Origin of the sequence: Aliiglaciecola sp. SL4, assembly GCF_041538045.1 — a bacterium.
Taxonomy (GTDB): Bacteria; Pseudomonadota; Gammaproteobacteria; order Enterobacterales; family Alteromonadaceae; genus Aliiglaciecola.
Map to the genome: position 1 here is coordinate 156,919 of NZ_JBGOSE010000006.1, position 17,067 is coordinate 173,985.

15 protein-coding genes are annotated in these 17,067 nt (G+C 40.8%); 11 read left to right on the forward strand and 4 right to left on the reverse strand.

Going from position 1 to position 17,067, the window contains the following annotated elements:
• Positions 1 to 174: 174 nt before the first annotated feature.
• Positions 175 to 780: a TIGR04211 family SH3 domain-containing protein gene (locus tag AB6T38_RS10920; protein ID WP_372547349.1), complete on the reverse strand. Its 606-nt coding sequence runs from the start codon at positions 778 to 780 to the stop codon at positions 175 to 177.
• A gap of 156 nt (positions 781 to 936) precedes the next feature.
• On the opposite strand from AB6T38_RS10920, the gene AB6T38_RS10925 reads away from it, so the two are divergent.
• From AB6T38_RS10925 to AB6T38_RS10940, 4 genes are all read left to right on the forward strand, one after another.
• Complete coding sequence (locus AB6T38_RS10925) at positions 937 to 2,436, forward strand: inorganic triphosphatase (RefSeq protein ID WP_372547350.1); 1,500 nt, start codon at positions 937 to 939, stop codon at positions 2,434 to 2,436.
• A gap of 7 nt (positions 2,437 to 2,443) precedes the next feature.
• On the forward strand, positions 2,444 to 3,589 hold the full coding sequence (locus AB6T38_RS10930) for a helix-turn-helix transcriptional regulator (RefSeq protein WP_372547351.1): 1,146 nt from the start codon (positions 2,444 to 2,446) through the stop codon (positions 3,587 to 3,589).
• A gap of 332 nt (positions 3,590 to 3,921) precedes the next feature.
• A complete protein-coding gene (locus tag AB6T38_RS10935) occupies positions 3,922 to 5,562 on the forward strand; it encodes an acetolactate synthase large subunit (protein ID WP_372547352.1) in 1,641 nt (546 codons plus the stop codon).
• Positions 5,563 to 5,570: 8 nt separating this feature from the next.
• Positions 5,571 to 7,001 (forward strand): aldehyde dehydrogenase family protein, encoded by a 1,431-nt coding sequence (locus AB6T38_RS10940; RefSeq protein WP_372547353.1) that lies wholly within the window; start codon positions 5,571 to 5,573, stop codon positions 6,999 to 7,001.
• Positions 7,002 to 7,056: 55 nt separating this feature from the next.
• On the opposite strand, the gene mutH is transcribed toward AB6T38_RS10940, so the two are convergent.
• Complete coding sequence (mutH, locus tag AB6T38_RS10945; protein ID WP_372547462.1) at positions 7,057 to 7,737, reverse strand: DNA mismatch repair endonuclease MutH; 681 nt, start codon at positions 7,735 to 7,737, stop codon at positions 7,057 to 7,059.
• 129 nt (positions 7,738 to 7,866) lie between these two features.
• On the opposite strand from mutH, the gene rppH reads away from it, so the two are divergent.
• Genes rppH through AB6T38_RS10980 form a run of 7 tightly spaced genes read left to right on the forward strand, consistent with a single transcriptional unit; the run spans position 7,867 to position 15,180 of the window.
• Positions 7,867 to 8,388: an RNA pyrophosphohydrolase gene (rppH, locus tag AB6T38_RS10950; protein ID WP_372547354.1), complete on the forward strand. Its 522-nt coding sequence runs from the start codon at positions 7,867 to 7,869 to the stop codon at positions 8,386 to 8,388.
• A gap of 12 nt (positions 8,389 to 8,400) precedes the next feature.
• Positions 8,401 to 10,689, forward strand: a complete 2,289-nt coding sequence (ptsP, locus tag AB6T38_RS10955; protein WP_372547355.1) for a phosphoenolpyruvate--protein phosphotransferase — start codon at positions 8,401 to 8,403, stop codon at positions 10,687 to 10,689.
• Complete coding sequence (locus AB6T38_RS10960) at positions 10,690 to 11,490, forward strand: sulfite exporter TauE/SafE family protein (protein WP_372547356.1); 801 nt, start codon at positions 10,690 to 10,692, stop codon at positions 11,488 to 11,490.
• An 8-nt stretch (positions 11,491 to 11,498) separates the two neighbouring features.
• Positions 11,499 to 12,329 carry a prolipoprotein diacylglyceryl transferase gene (lgt, locus tag AB6T38_RS10965; RefSeq protein ID WP_372547357.1) on the forward strand — a complete coding sequence of 277 codons (831 nt, stop codon included), beginning with the start codon at positions 11,499 to 11,501 and terminating at the stop codon, positions 12,327 to 12,329.
• A 1-nt stretch (position 12,330) separates the two neighbouring features.
• The gene (locus tag AB6T38_RS10970; protein WP_372547358.1) at positions 12,331 to 13,164 is read left to right on the forward strand and encodes a thymidylate synthase; all 834 of its coding nucleotides are present in this window, start codon (positions 12,331 to 12,333) and stop codon (positions 13,162 to 13,164) included.
• A gap of 12 nt (positions 13,165 to 13,176) precedes the next feature.
• The gene (locus tag AB6T38_RS10975; protein WP_372547359.1) at positions 13,177 to 14,220 is read left to right on the forward strand and encodes a response regulator; all 1,044 of its coding nucleotides are present in this window, start codon (positions 13,177 to 13,179) and stop codon (positions 14,218 to 14,220) included.
• Between the two features lie 6 nt (positions 14,221 to 14,226).
• Complete coding sequence (locus tag AB6T38_RS10980) at positions 14,227 to 15,180, forward strand: diguanylate cyclase (RefSeq protein ID WP_372547360.1); 954 nt, start codon at positions 14,227 to 14,229, stop codon at positions 15,178 to 15,180.
• Between the two features lie 42 nt (positions 15,181 to 15,222).
• Here the strand turns inward: AB6T38_RS10980 and AB6T38_RS10985 are convergent, their stop codons facing one another.
• Complete coding sequence (locus AB6T38_RS10985; protein ID WP_372547361.1) at positions 15,223 to 16,578, reverse strand: MFS transporter; 1,356 nt, start codon at positions 16,576 to 16,578, stop codon at positions 15,223 to 15,225.
• Positions 16,579 to 16,680: 102 nt separating this feature from the next.
• Positions 16,681 to 17,004 carry a hypothetical protein gene (locus AB6T38_RS10990; RefSeq protein WP_372547362.1) on the reverse strand — a complete coding sequence of 108 codons (324 nt, stop codon included), beginning with the start codon at positions 17,002 to 17,004 and terminating at the stop codon, positions 16,681 to 16,683.
• Between the last annotated feature and the right edge of the window lie 63 nt (positions 17,005 to 17,067).

The window sequence follows — 17,067 nt, forward strand, 5'->3', positions numbered from 1 at the left end:
ATCGCGCGAGTGTATAGATTGAAATGGCAGAAATACAGTCAAAAAGACGACCTGTTTATACCAGTTTGGAAGAAGAAACGTCGAGAAACTACAAAAAGGATATTACGTTAAAGAGAGGGGGAAGATCAGTTTACAATGCACTTCATTTAAGAAGTGCATTGCGCAACTTACAAATTACATCCATTGGTCACTGCGTTTACGCTTTTTAGGTAAATACGCAATAATGACACCCAATAAAATACTGACTAAAGCAATAATACCGCCGCGGGTAAACCACTTCATTTGAGCACTTTGGTCTAGCATATCTAGTTCTCGTTGCAGCTTCTGAGTCTCTTTGGTTTGACTTTCTAAATCTTTCACTAACACTTTGTTTTGACTAGTTAAGTCGGAAAGTTGCTGGCTTAATAAATCATTAGACTTATTTAGTTGTGCAATTTGAGAGCTGTACTTTTTAACACTTTGTTGAAGTCCAGGAACGAGTTCGCGGATGCTTTGATCTCTGCTGACATATTGAGATTCAACCCACCCGGTACGTTGTTTATCATCAATTATTTCGATAAACCCAGTATCCTTATTCTGTTGTAAAACCGTGATACGGGTACCGGCTATAACTGATCCAAGGATACGATAATTTCTACTCGGACCTGTATGCATAAATGCAGATAGGTCGTCTGTAATATATCGAATGTCGCCTGAGCCATCGTTTGGCTCTTGTTGTGCACTTACGTTGCTAATAGTCAACGTGAAAATAAATAAAATTGTGGTTGAAAGCTTGCCCATAATTCATCAATGTTAATACAAATTTAGACAAATGGTATGGCCTTGTATTCCCAAAGGCAAGTGAAGCTTTGATAGATTGCCTTAGTTTGTTGTTCGGAGTATTGTTTAGGCCATTGATTACCCGCTAATTTATCCTCTCATCGGACACGTGTTTTAATGGAAAAAGAAATTGAATTAAAGTTGTTGCTACCCAATGGTATTGACGAATCTGAGTTATTATTCGCCTTAGGGCAGTTTTCAGCGAATATTGAAACATCAGAATTTACGCTATTTAATCAATACTTTGATACACCAGAATGGTTGTTAAGTAGCCAAAGTATTGGGTTACGTGTTCGCAGCAGTGAAAAAGGCATTGAACAGACAGTGAAAACCGCTGGTAAGAGTATTGGTGGTCTGCACCAACGTCCAGAATATAATGTTTCCATAGATTCGTTGTCGCCCTCTTTGGAACTATTTGATCCTAGTATTTGGCCTCGAGATATAACGCTTGCTGAGTTACAAGAAAAGATTATTCCAATTTTTAACACCGACTTTAAAAGAAAAGCGTTCCTGCTAAGGCTATCTGATGGCACCGACGTCGAATTAGTTTTGGATAAAGGCACTGTTAGCACCACGGACAATAGTGCGGATATTTGTGAGATGGAGTTGGAGCTAAAAAATGGTGATGTTGCGGTGTTGTTCGATATTGCTGAAAAAATGGCAAGTTTGGCACCGAGCCAATTATGCAATTTAAGTAAAGCGGGAAGAGGCTTCACTCTGGCCCGCAATGCTCTGGCGCCAGAACCGAAAAAAGTTAGCAGTGTTGACTTATCAGATAGCGATAACTGTGAATCTGGTTTTATCAAAGGGTTAGGTTATGCATTGTCATTTTGGCAACAAGCAGAGTATCGATATATGCAAACCAAAAAAGTGACCGATTTAGTCGATATCTATGTTGGATTGCGATTAACCCGTGATTGCGTGCGGCTGTATTCAAAACCCCTTAAGTGTAAAGCCATGGACGAACTCAGCATAGGGTTAAATTTACGCTTAAATAAATGGGCTTGGATTGAACAATTAAAAAGTATTCGGGCCCTACGTTCAAAGCGAGGTATGTATAGCAAACGTTTGTCTCAGCACGATGCATTAGTAAGCTATTTAAGAGGCTTACAAGATGGCACTTTGAACTTATCGCGCCCTCATTATTTGATTACTCACCAAGACAACTCATTGTTGCAGCTTCGTCTATCTCGACTTTTAGTGACTTGCCCTTGGCGAAAAATATCCGAGGATTATACCAAGCCCTTAAAAGAGCATGGCGTTGCGGTTTTGCAGAAAAAGTGGCAAGGAGTGTTTGCTAGCGTTAACTCAGATGTTTGCAGTATGGAAGGTTATTTAAAACATTACAAAGAGTTACTGAGTGCATTAAATACGGACTTGTTAGTAGGCTCATGTTTGGATAATCATCGACGTCAACCATTTTTAGATCCATGGCAGGATGTTTTGGAGGGAATCCAAGAATTACGCAAGCTTAAAGTGTTTCAAACTAAGCTATTAGACTCTGATGTAGAAGATAAAACCGAACTTTTACAGTGGAGTGAGGTTAAGAAAAACAGTCTTCTGTCCGTTATAGAGTTAAGTAAAGAAGTTGCCACGTCTGTGGAAACATATTGGTGAACACATCATGGGTGAAATGAGTCTCTATCAAATCGCAATTAGCTCTATGCTGATAGGTTGGTTTATTGGGCTTATTTTGATCTGGGTTCGGTATGGGCAATTTCCCCACGCCAAATTAATATTGGTGGCTATCTTGCTTTGGCCATTATTGTTGTTAGATGAGTGGTTAAAATTATCAGGCTATGAGTCCCAGTTGAGTTTTTTGGTTGGCACTTCACAGTTCTTCTCGGCCATTATTATTGCTTGTGTAGTGTTAAGTATTCGGCAATTAACAATCGCTAAGTTTGCCAACAATAATATCTTGTTTTTTATTCCCTGTTTGTTGCTGATAGCTGGTCAGCTACCACTTTGGCTAGAGTCAAACGAAGTGAGGGTGGGGATGTTGTTTTCACCTCCAGTGGGTGATTTGCTGGTAAATTGGCCTTTTTATGCCACGTATTTATTCACTGCCATTATTACTCTAAGTTTTGCGGTTCATGCCGCTGAATATCTGGCTTCTTACCATTATTATTTGTCAGATCAAGTCGTTGACATCGATATTTTCGAAATGCGTTTCACTGCCAATGGCTGTTATATCCTCATGTTCACTTCATTTTTATCCATCTGCATTATTGGCTTGGCGATGTTTGATTGGTTGCCAGCCATTGTGCATTGGCAGACTTTAGTGAATATGCTCAACGCCATTGGCTGTTTGTATATAATTTTACTTTTAGTCCAGAACCGAAAATATTCACCCACTCCTTTCGTTTATTCTCAGATGGACAAAAAAACCTATTCCGAGGATCATCTCAGGTTTACCTTAAAACAAGCTGAAAAAGCCATCATTCAACATAAAGCTTATAAACGTAAAGGCCTTAGAATCAAGCAAGTAGCTGATGCTGCACATGTTGAACCTGCCGCTTTGGCCTTGGCCACAAGGTTTGTGTTGAATCGAAATTTTCGAGCCTTTGTTTATCATTACCGACTAGAATATGCCAAGAAAGTACTTATGCGTACTGACCAAAAGGTGACTAGCGTGGCTAGACGCCTTGGATTTAATTCGGAAAAATATTTAAGCAACGTTTTTGTCAAATACATAGGTTTGATGAGTAAGCGCGATAAAAAGAAAAATGCTAAAGCGGTGAAAATGAACTCCCCCAAAACGGCCAAATAATAGGCTTGCTAAGACGAAGTGTGGATTTTCTTCTTTGATGTAATTAAACGATTAAAGTAACCACATTTAAACATTTAAGTTCAATGAGTACTCTATGTGCACTCAATCTAGTTTTTGAAAACAGTAACGAAAACTAACATTCAATAAGTTCTACGAGAAAATAACAAGTAGTTGTTTGAGGGGGAGTCGACTAGTGAAGTTGAGCATTCTCAAATCCTTAAAAGGCTAAATCTGAATAGTAGAAAGTATTTATCATTTAGCTTGATTGGAATGATGGTCTATCTTTAAATGTTTATAGTAGAAGTTCTTGCCAATAATCTAATGGGAAAAATATGAAAGCATCAGATTTATTTGTACAAGCATTAGAAGCCGAAGGTGTCGAATATGTATTTGGTATCCCCGGTGAAGAAAACCTCGATTTATTAGAGTCTTTAAGAAAATCATCTATTAAACTCATACTGACGAGACATGAACAAGGGGCAGGCTTTATGGCTGCAACTTATGGTCGTCTAACTGGAAAAGTTGGCGTCTGTTTGTCTACTTTAGGCCCAGGAGCCACCAACTTAGTTACACCTGCAGCCTATGCGCAACTTGGTGCGATGCCAATGTTGATGATCACTGGTCAAAAACCAATTAAAACTAGCAAGCAAGGTCGTTTCCAAGTTATAGATGCTGTTGATATGATGCGTCCTCTGACTAAATATACTACCCAAGTTGTGAGTGGTGATCGAATTCCTTCAATTGTTCGTGAAGCATTTCGTTTGGCACACGAAGAGCGTCCAGGTGCCGTACATATTGAATTGCCTGAAGATATTGCAGCCGAAAAAACCAATGCTCAGTTGATAGAAGCCAGTACCGTCAGACGTCCAATTGCGGAAGATAAGTCTATAAAACGTGCTGTTGATATGATTGAAGCTGCGAAGTCACCGGTGCTACTCATTGGTGCTGCTGCAAACCGTAAGCTAACCGCAAAAATGCTCAAAGAGTTCGTTGAAAAAACCGGTATTCCTTACATTACCACACAAATGGGGAAAGGCGTTTTAGACGAAAGTGGAAAATTATTTATGGGTAATACCGCGTTGTCTGATGGTGATTTTGTACATAGGGTTATTTCACGGGCTGATCTAATCATTAATGTTGGCCATGATGTCGTTGAAAAACCACCATTTTTCATGAGCAATGATGGTAAAAAAGTGATCCACGTGAACTTTGCCTCTGCCGCCGTAGATCCAGTTTACTTCCCGCAATTAGAAGTCGTGGGTGATATTGCCAATAGTATATGGCAGATCAAACAAAACATTACTCCATCGAATAAATGGAAACTAGATTTTTACAGTGACGTTCATGATGCCTACATTGCCCATCGCAAAGTGTCAGAAGATGATGACCGTTTTCCTATTTTGCCTGAACGTTTTGTGCGAGACATACGCATAGCCATGCCAAAAGATGGCATTGTTACCTTAGATAATGGCGTGTATAAAATTTGGTTCGCACGAAATTATCCTGCCTATTTTCCTAACACGCTATTACTCGATAACGCTCTGGCAACCATGGGGGCTGGCCTACCCTCGGCAATGGCAGCTAAAATTGTGAATCCTGAAAAATCGGTCATTACAGTATGTGGTGATGGTGGTTTTATGATGAACAGTCAAGAAATGGAAACTGCTGTGCGTCTTAATCTGCATATAGTGGTGATAATTCTGCGTGATGATGCATACGGTATGATTAAGTGGAAGCAAGCGCATATGTCGTTCGATAATTTTGGTTTAGATTATGGCAACCCTGATTTTGTTAAGTACGCACAAAGTTATGGCGCTAAAGGTTGGCGAATTAACTCAGCAGAGGAGTTGTTACCAAGAGTTGAGGCTTGTTTAGCAGAACCGGCAGTGCATCTCATCGATGTGCCGGTTGATTATTCTTTGAATGACCAAACGTTGAATAAAACGATTCGCGAACTTAGCCAAAAACTATAGGAACTACTATGTTACAAAAAACTTATCCTTATTACTTAGCGAATAACGCTGTTTTTGCTAACCAAGATTTAGTCGTTACCAACAAATATACTGGCGAAGCTGCTACAACAGTAGCTATGGCAAAAGCTGATGTAATTGATCAAGCAATTGAAGCTGCAGAAAAAAGTCAGGCTGCGCTGACAGCAATGAAACCGTACGAACGCCAAGCAATATTGAACCATTGCGTAAAACGTTTTGAAGAGCGCTTTGAAGAGTTGGCGTATGCGTTATGTATTGAAGCGGGGAAGCCAATCAAAGACGCTCGTGGTGAAGTAACTCGCTTAATTGATACTTTCAAAATAGCTGCTGAAGAGTCTGTCAGAATCACTGGTGAAGTGATGAATTTGGAAATTACACCCCGTGCCAAAGGGTATCAGGGGATGTACAAAAAAGTGCCTATCGGACCTTGTTCATTTATTTCCCCCTTTAATTTTCCACTAAACTTAGCTGCTCACAAAGTTGCGCCTGCATTGGCAGTAGGTTGCGCTTTTGTGCTTAAGCCAGCAAGCCGCACACCATTAGGAGCGCTGATAATCGGTGAAATTTTAGCTGAAACGGATTTGCCTGCCGGAGCCTTTTCAATTTTACCCTGTAGCCGTGATGGTGCAGATCTATTTACAACTGATGATAGATTTAAATTACTGAGTTTCACTGGGTCTCCTGATGTAGGTTGGGACCTAAAAGCCCGTGCGGGTAAAAAACCGGTAATTCTAGAACTTGGTGGAAATGCTGGTTGTATTGTTGATCACGATACCGATTTAGATGATGCCATCGAGCGCATCGTGTTTGGTGCTTATTATCAATCTGGGCAAAGCTGTATTAGTGTGCAACGTGTTTTGATACATGAATCCATCTATGCGGATTTCAAAAAGCGTTACGTCGAAAAAGTGTCAAACTTGGTACATGGTGATCCCTTAAGCGAAGACACCTTTATTGGTCCCATGATTTCCGAATCTGAAGCATCCCGTCTTGATGGTTGGATTGCTGAAGCTAAATCTAAAGGGGCTAGTGTGTTATGTGGTGGCGAACGTGATGGTGCTATGCTGCAAGCAACGGTAATGGAAAACGTACCTACGGATGCCAGTATTAATGCTGATGAGGCCTTTGGTCCAGTTTCCATCATTGCTCCTTTTAGTGATTACGATGAAGCCCTTGAGGAAATAAACAATAGTCAGTTTGGTTTGCAAGCTGGTGTATTCACCAGAGATATCTATAAAGCCCATAAAGCTTGGGATGTTTTGGATGTTGGAGGTGTTGTCATTGGTGATGTACCTAGCTGGCGAGTAGACAATATGCCCTATGGCGGTGTGAAAGAGTCAGGTTTAGGTCGTGAAGGTATTCGCTATGCCATTGAAGACATGACAGAACTGCGTTTGATGGTGTTAAGAACCCCTCAATAATGTGGATGGTAAATTAGTTAAAGGGCCTTTCATGGCCCTATTTTATTTGCGAGGATTACAAGTCAGAAAAAGCGTCTAGCAGTATTTGTTGGGTGAATTGCTTACGCAAGTAAAATCCTCTTGGTCTAGTTTGCACAATCGAACCTTGGCTTCCAATCGCATCGGTTAATGCTTTACCGTTGGCTGCTTTAGGACGAATTTGCAACGCTTGACCATGTTTTGCAGTGATCTGCTCTACTTCTCCCAGGACTATCATATCCATTAGCTCTTCCCAATCCTGCTTGAGCACAGCCAGTTGCTTTTGGCTAGGTTGCCAAAGAACGGGGGTCGCGATTCTACGTTGTGCTGGTAAAAGTTCGCGATTACCTTCCACAGGCACCCACAAAACACAATTCAGCTTGTTTCTAACATTACTGTTTTCCCAAGTCACCCCTGAAACATTCAGCAAATGTGCAAAACAAACATAAGTCGTTTCTAAGGGCATGCCTTGTGAATTTATGGGTAAGGTTTTTAGTTCTACACCTAAATCGGGAAAATCTTGTTCAGGGTTGGATCCAGCGTGGGCACCTAAAAACAGTTCTAACAACTGTCCAGTCCAACCTTTTTCTCGTTTAAAATTGGCTGGAACTTGAATATTTGCCCATTTAGCTAATTCGCCTAACGTTAGGCCAGCTAACGCCTGAGCTCGTGTAAGGAGCTCTTCAATTGTGGCAGGGGAAGTCGTTGCGGGTTTGATCAAATGTAACCTTTTCCTAAAGTTTTTTAATCGCCATTAAGTCAGTCAGCGATGATATTGCTTTGCTTGACCCTTAGTTTATGGAAGAATGGCAAAATATTAAAGAAATCAATCCCCCTGGGAGTCAAAGTGATTGATGCCGAAGGTTTCCGCGCGAATGTCGGTATAGTGATTTGCAATAGAATGGGGCAAGTATTTTGGGCAAAGCGCTATGGACAACATTCATGGCAGTTTCCACAAGGCGGAATAGATCAAGGTGAAACTGCTGAACAGGCTATGTATCGTGAGTTAAATGAGGAAGTTGGATTAAAACCAGAAAACGTTAAAATACTCGGAGTTACCAAAAATTGGGTTAGGTATAAATTACCTAAAAGATTGATTAGGCAAGGAACTAATCCAGTTTGTATTGGACAAAAGCAGAAGTGGTTTTTGTTGCAACTTGAATGCAAAGAGTCAGACGTAGATGTGTTGAGTTCAGGACATCCAGAGTTTGACGATTGGCGATGGGTAAGTTTTTGGTATCCAGTCAGAAACGTTGTGTCATTTAAACGAGATGTATATCGGCGCGTAATGAAAGAGTTCGTGTCTTTTGCCATGCCGATTTATACGAAAAACAATCAGTCTCAACGGAGTCGTAGACGGCGGAGATAATTTTTAACACCCATGATAACGAGCTTAAAACGGATAGTTCAGGAAGTTAGTAAAATCCCCGTGCTGGAGGAGGCTTTAAAGCACCTGACTAGCAGTATCAAAGGGGCTATTGGAGTTGACTCCTGCTCGGTTTATCTCGCAAATTACGAAAAACAACATTTTATGCTAATGGCCACCGACGGCCTCGAATCTGGTGCTGTTGGTAAGGTCGCAATCGGTTTTTCTGAGGGGCTGATTGGTTTAATCGGTCAGCGGGAAGAACCTTTAAATATCCTTGATGCCCAGTCTCATCCTCGTTACAAGCATTATCCAGAAGTTAAAGAAGAGAAATATCACGCATTTCTTGGAACCCCAATCATACATCAACGTAAAGTTTTGGGGGTATTAACTTTACAGCAGCAAAAAAAGCGTCGTTTCAGTGAAGACGAAGAGGCGTTCTTAGTTACCCTTTCCACCCAAATAGCATTAGAAATTGTACATGCTGAAACCCGTGGTTTTCTATCTTTTGTGGATGACAATAACCGCGATAAATGGCAACGGAAAATATCTGGTGTACCGGGTTCTGCTGGTTTGGGAATGGGGATTGGTTTTGTACCGCACTTTAAGGTCAGTTTGGCCAGCCACGTTGCGAAACGCTCTAAAAACAAAGAATTGGAAATCGCCCGCTATCGTGAAGCGGTGAATATTACTCGCGCGCAAGTAGAAGAGCTATCGAACCGAGTTGAAGGGCAAGTGCCTAGTGATGTCCAAGCTATTTTTCAAATTTACAGCCACCTTTTGGATGCCAATAGTCTTGGTCACGAAGTTGAAGGGCGAATCAAAGATGGCTGGGATGCCGCCAGTTCATTAAAATATATTATTGAAAATTATATCCAACGGTTTCGCAATATGAGTGATCCTTATATGCAAGAGCGAGCTGTTGATATTGAAGATCTATCTAATCGCATACTTGCCAATATTTTGGGGACAGATAGTCCTGACCAGCGACCGTTAGATGTGAATCAGAATGCAATTCTTGTAGCGGAAGAAGTAACCGCTCCAATGCTTGCTGAGTTTTCCACTATGAAGTTGTGCGGCATTATCTCCGTACGAGGCTCTAGTAACTCACACGCCGCTATTTTGGCTCGAGCAATGGGCTTACCCGCCGTAATGGGCTTGTCTGATGCACCTCTATCTCTTTTGGATGGAAAAAAGCTACTGGTTGATGGTTACTCTGGTGAGGTGATTGTTTCACCTTCGGAAAGTGTTCGCCAAGAATTCAACATTCTGGTAACGGAAGAACAAGAACTTTCTGATCGTATTTTAGAAAAAGCGCATCTTCCTTCTGTAACAGAGGATGGTTATCCCGTGTCTCTTTTTATTAATGCGGGTCTATCGGCTGAGATGGAAAATACCAATTTCACCCATGGTGAAGGTGTCGGCTTATATCGGACAGAAGTGCCTTTTATGCTCAGAGAGCGTTTCCCTTCTGAACAAGAGCAGATGGACCTATATCGAGAGATGTTGGAGTCTGCCCCGGATAAACCCATTACAATGCGTACTTTGGATGTAGGTGGTGATAAGCCATTACCCTATTTTCCCATCACTGAAGAAAATCCCTTTTTGGGTTGGCGTGGTGTCAGACTTACTCTTGATCACCCAGAAATTTTTCTAGTACAGATACGCGCTATGCTGCGGGCAAACATCGGTTTGGGTAATCTACAGATTATGTTACCTATGGTGACGTCAGTTTCTGAGGTTGACGAGTCTAAACGTTTAATTAAACAGGCATATCATGAAGTTTCGGAAGAAATTTCAGAAACCGGTAAAGTCCTTGAAATGCCAAAAATAGGGGTGATGTTGGAAGTTCCCGCGGTCATTTATCAAATTCCCCAATTGGCTAAAAAAGTCGATTTTTTCTCAGTGGGCAGCAACGATTTAACTCAGTATTTACTGGCAGTAGACCGCAATAACGCACGTGTTTCAGGCTTATATGACAGTTATCATCCGGCAGTACTATCAGCACTTTTAAGTATTGTTAAACAGGCAAATGAACATGATGTCTCTATTACCGTTTGCGGCGAATTGGCCGGTGAACCAGGAGGGATAATTTTACTATTAGCCATGGGTTACAATAAGTTTAGTATGAATAGTCACAACTTATTAAAAATTAAGTGGGTTGTGAGAAGCGTCACTGTAAAACAATCTAAATTATTATTGGACAGTGTTTTGAGCTGCGATGACCCTTGGAAAGTGCGTGAGCAGGTAAACCAATATCTTGAAACAATAGGGTTGGGCGGTTTAGTTCGAGCAGGTATTTAATTGTCTGAAATACCAACTTTCTTTGCGGTCTATTTGTCGCTGGGTGCCATTGTTGGTTTGCTGGCGGGTTTGCTGGGTATTGGTGGTGGCTTAATTATAGTGCCAGTATTGATGTATATATTTGAGCGTCATTTAGGGCTGCCTTTACAACATGCATTACCTATGGCTATTGCCACTTCTTTGTCGACTATTATCCTCACTGGTTTGTCTTCCACACTCTCGCACATTCGCTTGCGACATGTAAATTCAAAGATTGTTATCTGGTGTGCACTTGGTATTATTCTCGGCGCTTTAGTTGGCCCCCAGATAGCGGTGAGAATTCCAGTACAAAGCTTAAAATTAATTTTCGCTTTTATGGTCTTATTCATTGCATTACAAATGATTTTTTTAAAACCCAAAAGTGTCAAAAGCTGCATTTCAAAGCCAATGTTAATGGGGATTGGATGTGTAACTGGGATCATTTCTGCATTTATGGGGATTGGCGGTGGCGCTATTATGGTGCCCGCTTTAGTTTGGTTTCGGGTCGACATTAAACAAGCCATTGGCTGTGCTGCATTTTGCGGTATGGTGATTGCTATTTTTGGCTCGTTTAGCTTCGTTTTAGCAGGTTGGAATGTGCAAGGTTTACCAACAGCAGCATTTGGTTATATTTATTTACCGGCAGTATTGGGCATAGTGATGACCTCGATATTTACTGCCCAATTTGGGGCTAAAATTAGCCACCGTTTACATACACAACGTTTAAAGCAAATATTTGCCGCCTTCCTAGTGGTCGTTAGTTTGCAAATGTTTTTAGGATAATTGAAATTATGTCGCAAAGTTATTACACCCTCCCTGAAATTAATCCCGCCATATTCGATTTAGGATTTTTAAGTCCCAAGTGGTATGGAATGATGTATTTGGTCGGTTTTGTTGCGGCATGGTGGTTAGCGAATCGTCGCCTTGCCCGCACTGGCTGGAGCAAAGAGCAACTTAGCGATATGTTATTTTGGGGTTTCTTAGGGGTTATTCTCGGTGGCCGCATTGGTTATGTGTTGTTTTATCAGTTTGATCTATTTCTGGATAATCCACTGTACCTGTTTAAAATTAATGAAGGCGGCATGTCATTTCATGGCGGTTTGCTCGGTGTATTAACCGCATTATGGTTGAGTGCGCGACGCTTAAAAGTTCCTTTTTTGGTGGTGGGCGATTTTATCGCTCCCCTAGTTCCCATTGGACTTGGCGCTGGGCGAATAGGTAACTTTATCAATTCTGAATTATGGGGGCGCACAACAGACGTTCCATGGGCGATCATTTTCCCTAATGCCGGCAGTGAGCCGCGTCACCCTTCTCAGCTTTATGAATTTGCCCTAGAAGGGGTTTTGTTGTTTATTATTTTGTGGTTATATTCTAAGAAGCCACGTCCTATCGGTGCCGTTAGTGGTCTATTCTTGTTAGGGTATGGAAGTTTTAGATTTTTTGTGGAGTTTTTCCGTCAGTGGGATAGTCATTTGGACCTGTATTTAGGCTTTCTCAGCCGAGGTCAAATGTTATCATTACCGATGATTATCGCTGGCATTTTGATGGTTGTTTGGGCTTATAAGCAAAATGCAGTATATCAACCACAAAGTACTAAATTAAAAAAAGGTAAGAAAGTTTAAAATGCAGCAATATTTATCATTAATGCGTCATGTATTGGAAAATGGCAGCAAAAAAGAAGATCGAACCGGTACCGGTACGTTAAGTATATTTGGCTACCAAATGCGCTTCAATTTAGCTGACGGTTTCCCTTTAATCACCACAAAAAAATGTCACTTACGTTCAATAATCCACGAATTACTATGGTTTATTAAAGGTGAAACAAATATAGCGTACTTAAAGGATAATGGCGTTAGCATCTGGGACGAGTGGGCCACCGATGAAGGCGAACTTGGGCCTGTGTATGGTAAACAATGGCGCAGTTGGCAAGGAACAGATGGGACTGTAGTTGATCAACTTAGCGAACTACTTGAGCAAATAAAACATAATCCTGATTCTCGTCGGTTATTGTTAAGTGCTTGGAATCCTACTGTATTACCAGATAGTAAATTATCCCCCAAAGAGAATGCCAAGCATGGCAAACAAGCTCTACCACCATGCCATACTATGTTCCAGTTTTATGTAATTGATAATAAGTTGTCATGTCAGTTATACCAGCGCAGCGGAGACATTTTTTTAGGAGTTCCATTTAATATCGCAAGCTATGCCTTATTAACTATGATGGTTGCACAAGTCTGTGATTTGCAACTTGGCGATTTTATCCATACATTTGGTGACGCCCACCTTTATACCAACCACTTAGAACAAGCTGAACTACAATTATCTAGGGAGCCGTTAGCGCTGCCAAAAATGAAATTAAATCCAGAGGTCAAAAGCCTGTTTGATTTCACAATTGATGACTTTGAATTAGTCGATTATCAATCTTATCCACATATTAAAGCACCGGTTGCAATCTGATGAGAACTTCGCGTGTCGATTAATATACTTATTTGTGACGACTCAGGGTTCGCCCGCAAGCAAATGGCTCGGGCGTTACCTAGTGGTTGGGATATAAGTTTAAGCTTTGCTGAAAACGGTGAACAAGGTATCGAGATGATCAAAGCTGGTAAAGCAGAGTTGGTCTTCTTAGATTTAAATATGCCTATCATGGATGGTTACCAAACCATGCAGGTTATCAAAGAACAAGACTTACCTACTTTAGTGATTGTGGTGTCTGGGGACGTTCAACCTCAAGCCCGAGCTCGTATGAAGCAGATGGGCGCTTTAGATTTTATTAGTAAACCAGTCGATAATGAAAAGCTTGCTACAATCTTGTCTCAATATGGCCTTTATACTGAAAGTGATTCGCCATCAGGCTCGAGTGTTATTCGTGATATAAACCCTGCTGCTATGCCAGCCCTTTCTCAGTCAAAACAATTTTCAATGGCGGAAAAGTTGGATGTTTATCGAGAAATGGCCAATGTTGCTATGGGACAAGCTGGTGAGAAATTAGCACAACTGCTAAATATATTTATTGATTTACCCATACCTAACGTTAACTTAATTGAAACCACAGAATTGCATATGGCAATGGCGGAAATTAGTGATAATGAAAGTGTGTCAGCCATTTCCAAAGGATTTATTAGCGCAGGTATTAGTGGCGAAGCTATAATGATGTTTAATGATTCAAACTTCGCTAATTTGGTCGAGCTGCTTAATTACAAGCAAGTTGAAATCAATGAGTCTAGCGAGTTAGAAGCGCTGATGGATGTGGCGAATATTGCTGTCAGTGCTTGTTTAACAGCCTTGTCAGAGCAATTAAATGTGACCTTTACCCACAACCACCCTATTATTTTGGGGCAGCATTGTGGATTAGACAAACTGTTGAAAAATAATGTATCGAGATGGAATAGAGTGTTAGCAATTGAAATAGGTTATGAGATTAAAGCTAAATCTATCAATTTTGATTTACTCTTATTATTTCCAGATAAATCAATCGATCTTATGTTTGAAAAACTGGTAGAAGGTAACTGATAAATAATGGGCGACGACTTTTCTGACATTAATGCACTGCATTGGCAGTTTGATTTGCTCGGCTCGATTGAAGTGGGGATCACCGTACTAGACCGTGATTTTAATGTTCTGGTGTGGAATCAGTTCATGGAAAACAATAGTGGTATTTTGCCTAGTCGAATCAAGTATAAGAATCTGTTTGAATTTTTTCCTGAAATAGATAAAGACTGGTTCTTAGTCAAAACAGAGCCCGTTGTTAGTCTCAAAAGCCCTGCATTTATTATTTGGGAACAACGCCCCTATTTATTTAAATTTGAAACCAGTCGACCAATCACTTCCGCTTCAGACTTTATGTATCAGAATGTTACATTGTTCCCGCTGACTTCTTTCGAAGGGGATGTTGAGCAGATCTGTATCGTGGTTTATGACGTGACCGATGAAGCTTTAAATAAAAAGGGCATCGAGTCCCTTAATCAACAATTGCAGCAAATTAGTCGTGTTGATGGGCTCACAGGGGTATTTAATCGTCGCTATTGGGAAGAGCAATTTTCCCTTGAACATAAACGAATTGTACGTAATGGCTTTCCAGCTTCTGTATTGATGCTAGACATTGACCACTTTAAAAAAGTTAACGATACCTATGGTCATCCTGCCGGTGACTACATAATAAAAACCTTGGCTAAAGTTGTGCAACAATCTATCCGAGAAACTGACCTCGCCGGACGCTACGGTGGTGAAGAATTTGTAGTATTATTGCCAGAAACGAACGCTGAAAACTCTATGATTGTGGCTGAAAGGATACGAAGTGGTTGCGAAGATTTATTACCGCTTTATGAAGGCAATGAGATTCCGTTTACTGTCAGTATTGGTATTGCTGAGTTTAGTGTGACTTACCAAGATCATATGGTTTGGTTGGAAAAAGCTGACCAAGCTTTGTATCGTTCTAAAAAGGGAGGACGAAACCGAGTCAGCAAATTTTAATTTTAGCTGATTATTTGCACTAGGGACTCGGCAAAAACGAAATCACTTTAGATCACGCCTTTCTAAAGCATATATATGATCTTTAATTAACCATAAAATGATTAAGCTAGGTATCACCATTATGGCGGTTAAGATGAAAAAGAAAGCCCAGTTACCATCCATCCAATCAACCAAGAAGCCGCTGGCTGAAGCCATTAAGGTTCGACTTAGAGTCCCTAACGATGCCATTAATGCATATTGGGAAGCAGAAAATGCTTGATTACAAAGCAGTGAAATAAACGCCACTAGCGCCACTGAGCTCCAAGCTGCGGTAAAACCGTCTACGAAGATTGTGGCTGCAAATAACGCTTTATCCGGCCCCACTACTGACATTAATGCAAACATCAGGTTACTTGTCGCCATAGCGAGCCCTCCGGTCATTAAACCTTTATAGATTCCGTATCGCACATTAACCATGCCGCCTAAAACAGCGAAAACAATAGTTACCCACCAATTTAGTAGTTTTGAGTAGCTACCAATGTCACTGTTGGTGAACCCTAGTTCTTTATAAAAAACAATACTCATTCGTCCCAAAAAGGCTTCACCGATCTTAAATAAAAAAATGAACGCTAAAATGGAGAGAGCCAGTTTTACGCTATTGCGAGCGAAAAAATCGCGAAAAGGTTCTACTAATGTTACGGCTAGCCAGTTCACTAAGCGCTGAGAGCGATTTAGTTGCAAATCGCCAACCAAGGCCTTAGCGTATCGAGCACTGGCTGCCACTTGTTGTTCGATGCGGCTAGTAACAGGTTCATCACTGAAAAATACCAACAGCATAAGTCCAGCCATAATAGCGGCAAGGACGAAGTAAATATCTGACCATTGCCATCCTGCCATGTCGGAAATGAAAAAGGGGATTGCGCCTAAACCCCCATAACCGGTCCACCAACCTGCCGTTGCCATTGATGATGCGGCAGCAAGTTTGTCTTTTTCATGGGGCTTGATGATATCGATACGGTATGCATCAATGGCAATATCTTGAGTAGCTGAAAATAGAGCAATTGAGAAGCCGACTAAACCAATAGCTAACAGGTTCTCTTGTGCTGGCACTACAGCCATAGCAACGCACGCCATAATAATCATTATTTGGGTGGTGACAATCCAACCCCGCCGTTGACCTAGAATTGGCGGTCGAACTCTATCTAATAAAGGTGACCATAGAAAGTTGATTGAATAAGCAATGGTGATTGAGCCAATTAAACCAATAGAAGAGCGGCTTAGGCCGCTTTCTTGTAGCCATGCAGATAGTGCAGAGCCAATCATCACCCATGGGAAACCACTAGCGATACCGAATAAAAAGACAAAAAGCAGACGCTTATCTTTGTAACAAAGAAGAGTATTTTTGATTGTTTCAGACACAGAGGTTCAATAGCTAAGGAAAAGAGCTATTGGATCACGTATGACCTTACAGTTCAATATCTAATTCAAAAATGCAATGTAGCAGATGATAGATGTGGGAAGTTACGGTCGGATACCGATACAATCTAGTGGGTATTGCCCGTCACCCTCTAGATAATTTATACAGGTTTCAAGTTCAGAGCGTAAATACTTGTCATGCAATAATTTTTGCTCTGGCCAATAATTTAATTGATGCAGTAAATGCCAGAAAACACGTTCTTTTTGTGAGTAAGGTTCATCATCTCTTTTTTTTACGTGCGCCCACTCTTCAAGGGTATCCCAGAAATATAGATCTAACTCTATATAAGGGATTTTATAAGACCAATACCCTCTTACAAAAAAAGCTAATTGACTAGCTTTATGATTTATAAAGTTCTTAATATTCACGGTTAGTTTGAATCACTCAAGTTGATGCAATATTATGAAGTATAGACCGCAAATACGATGAAT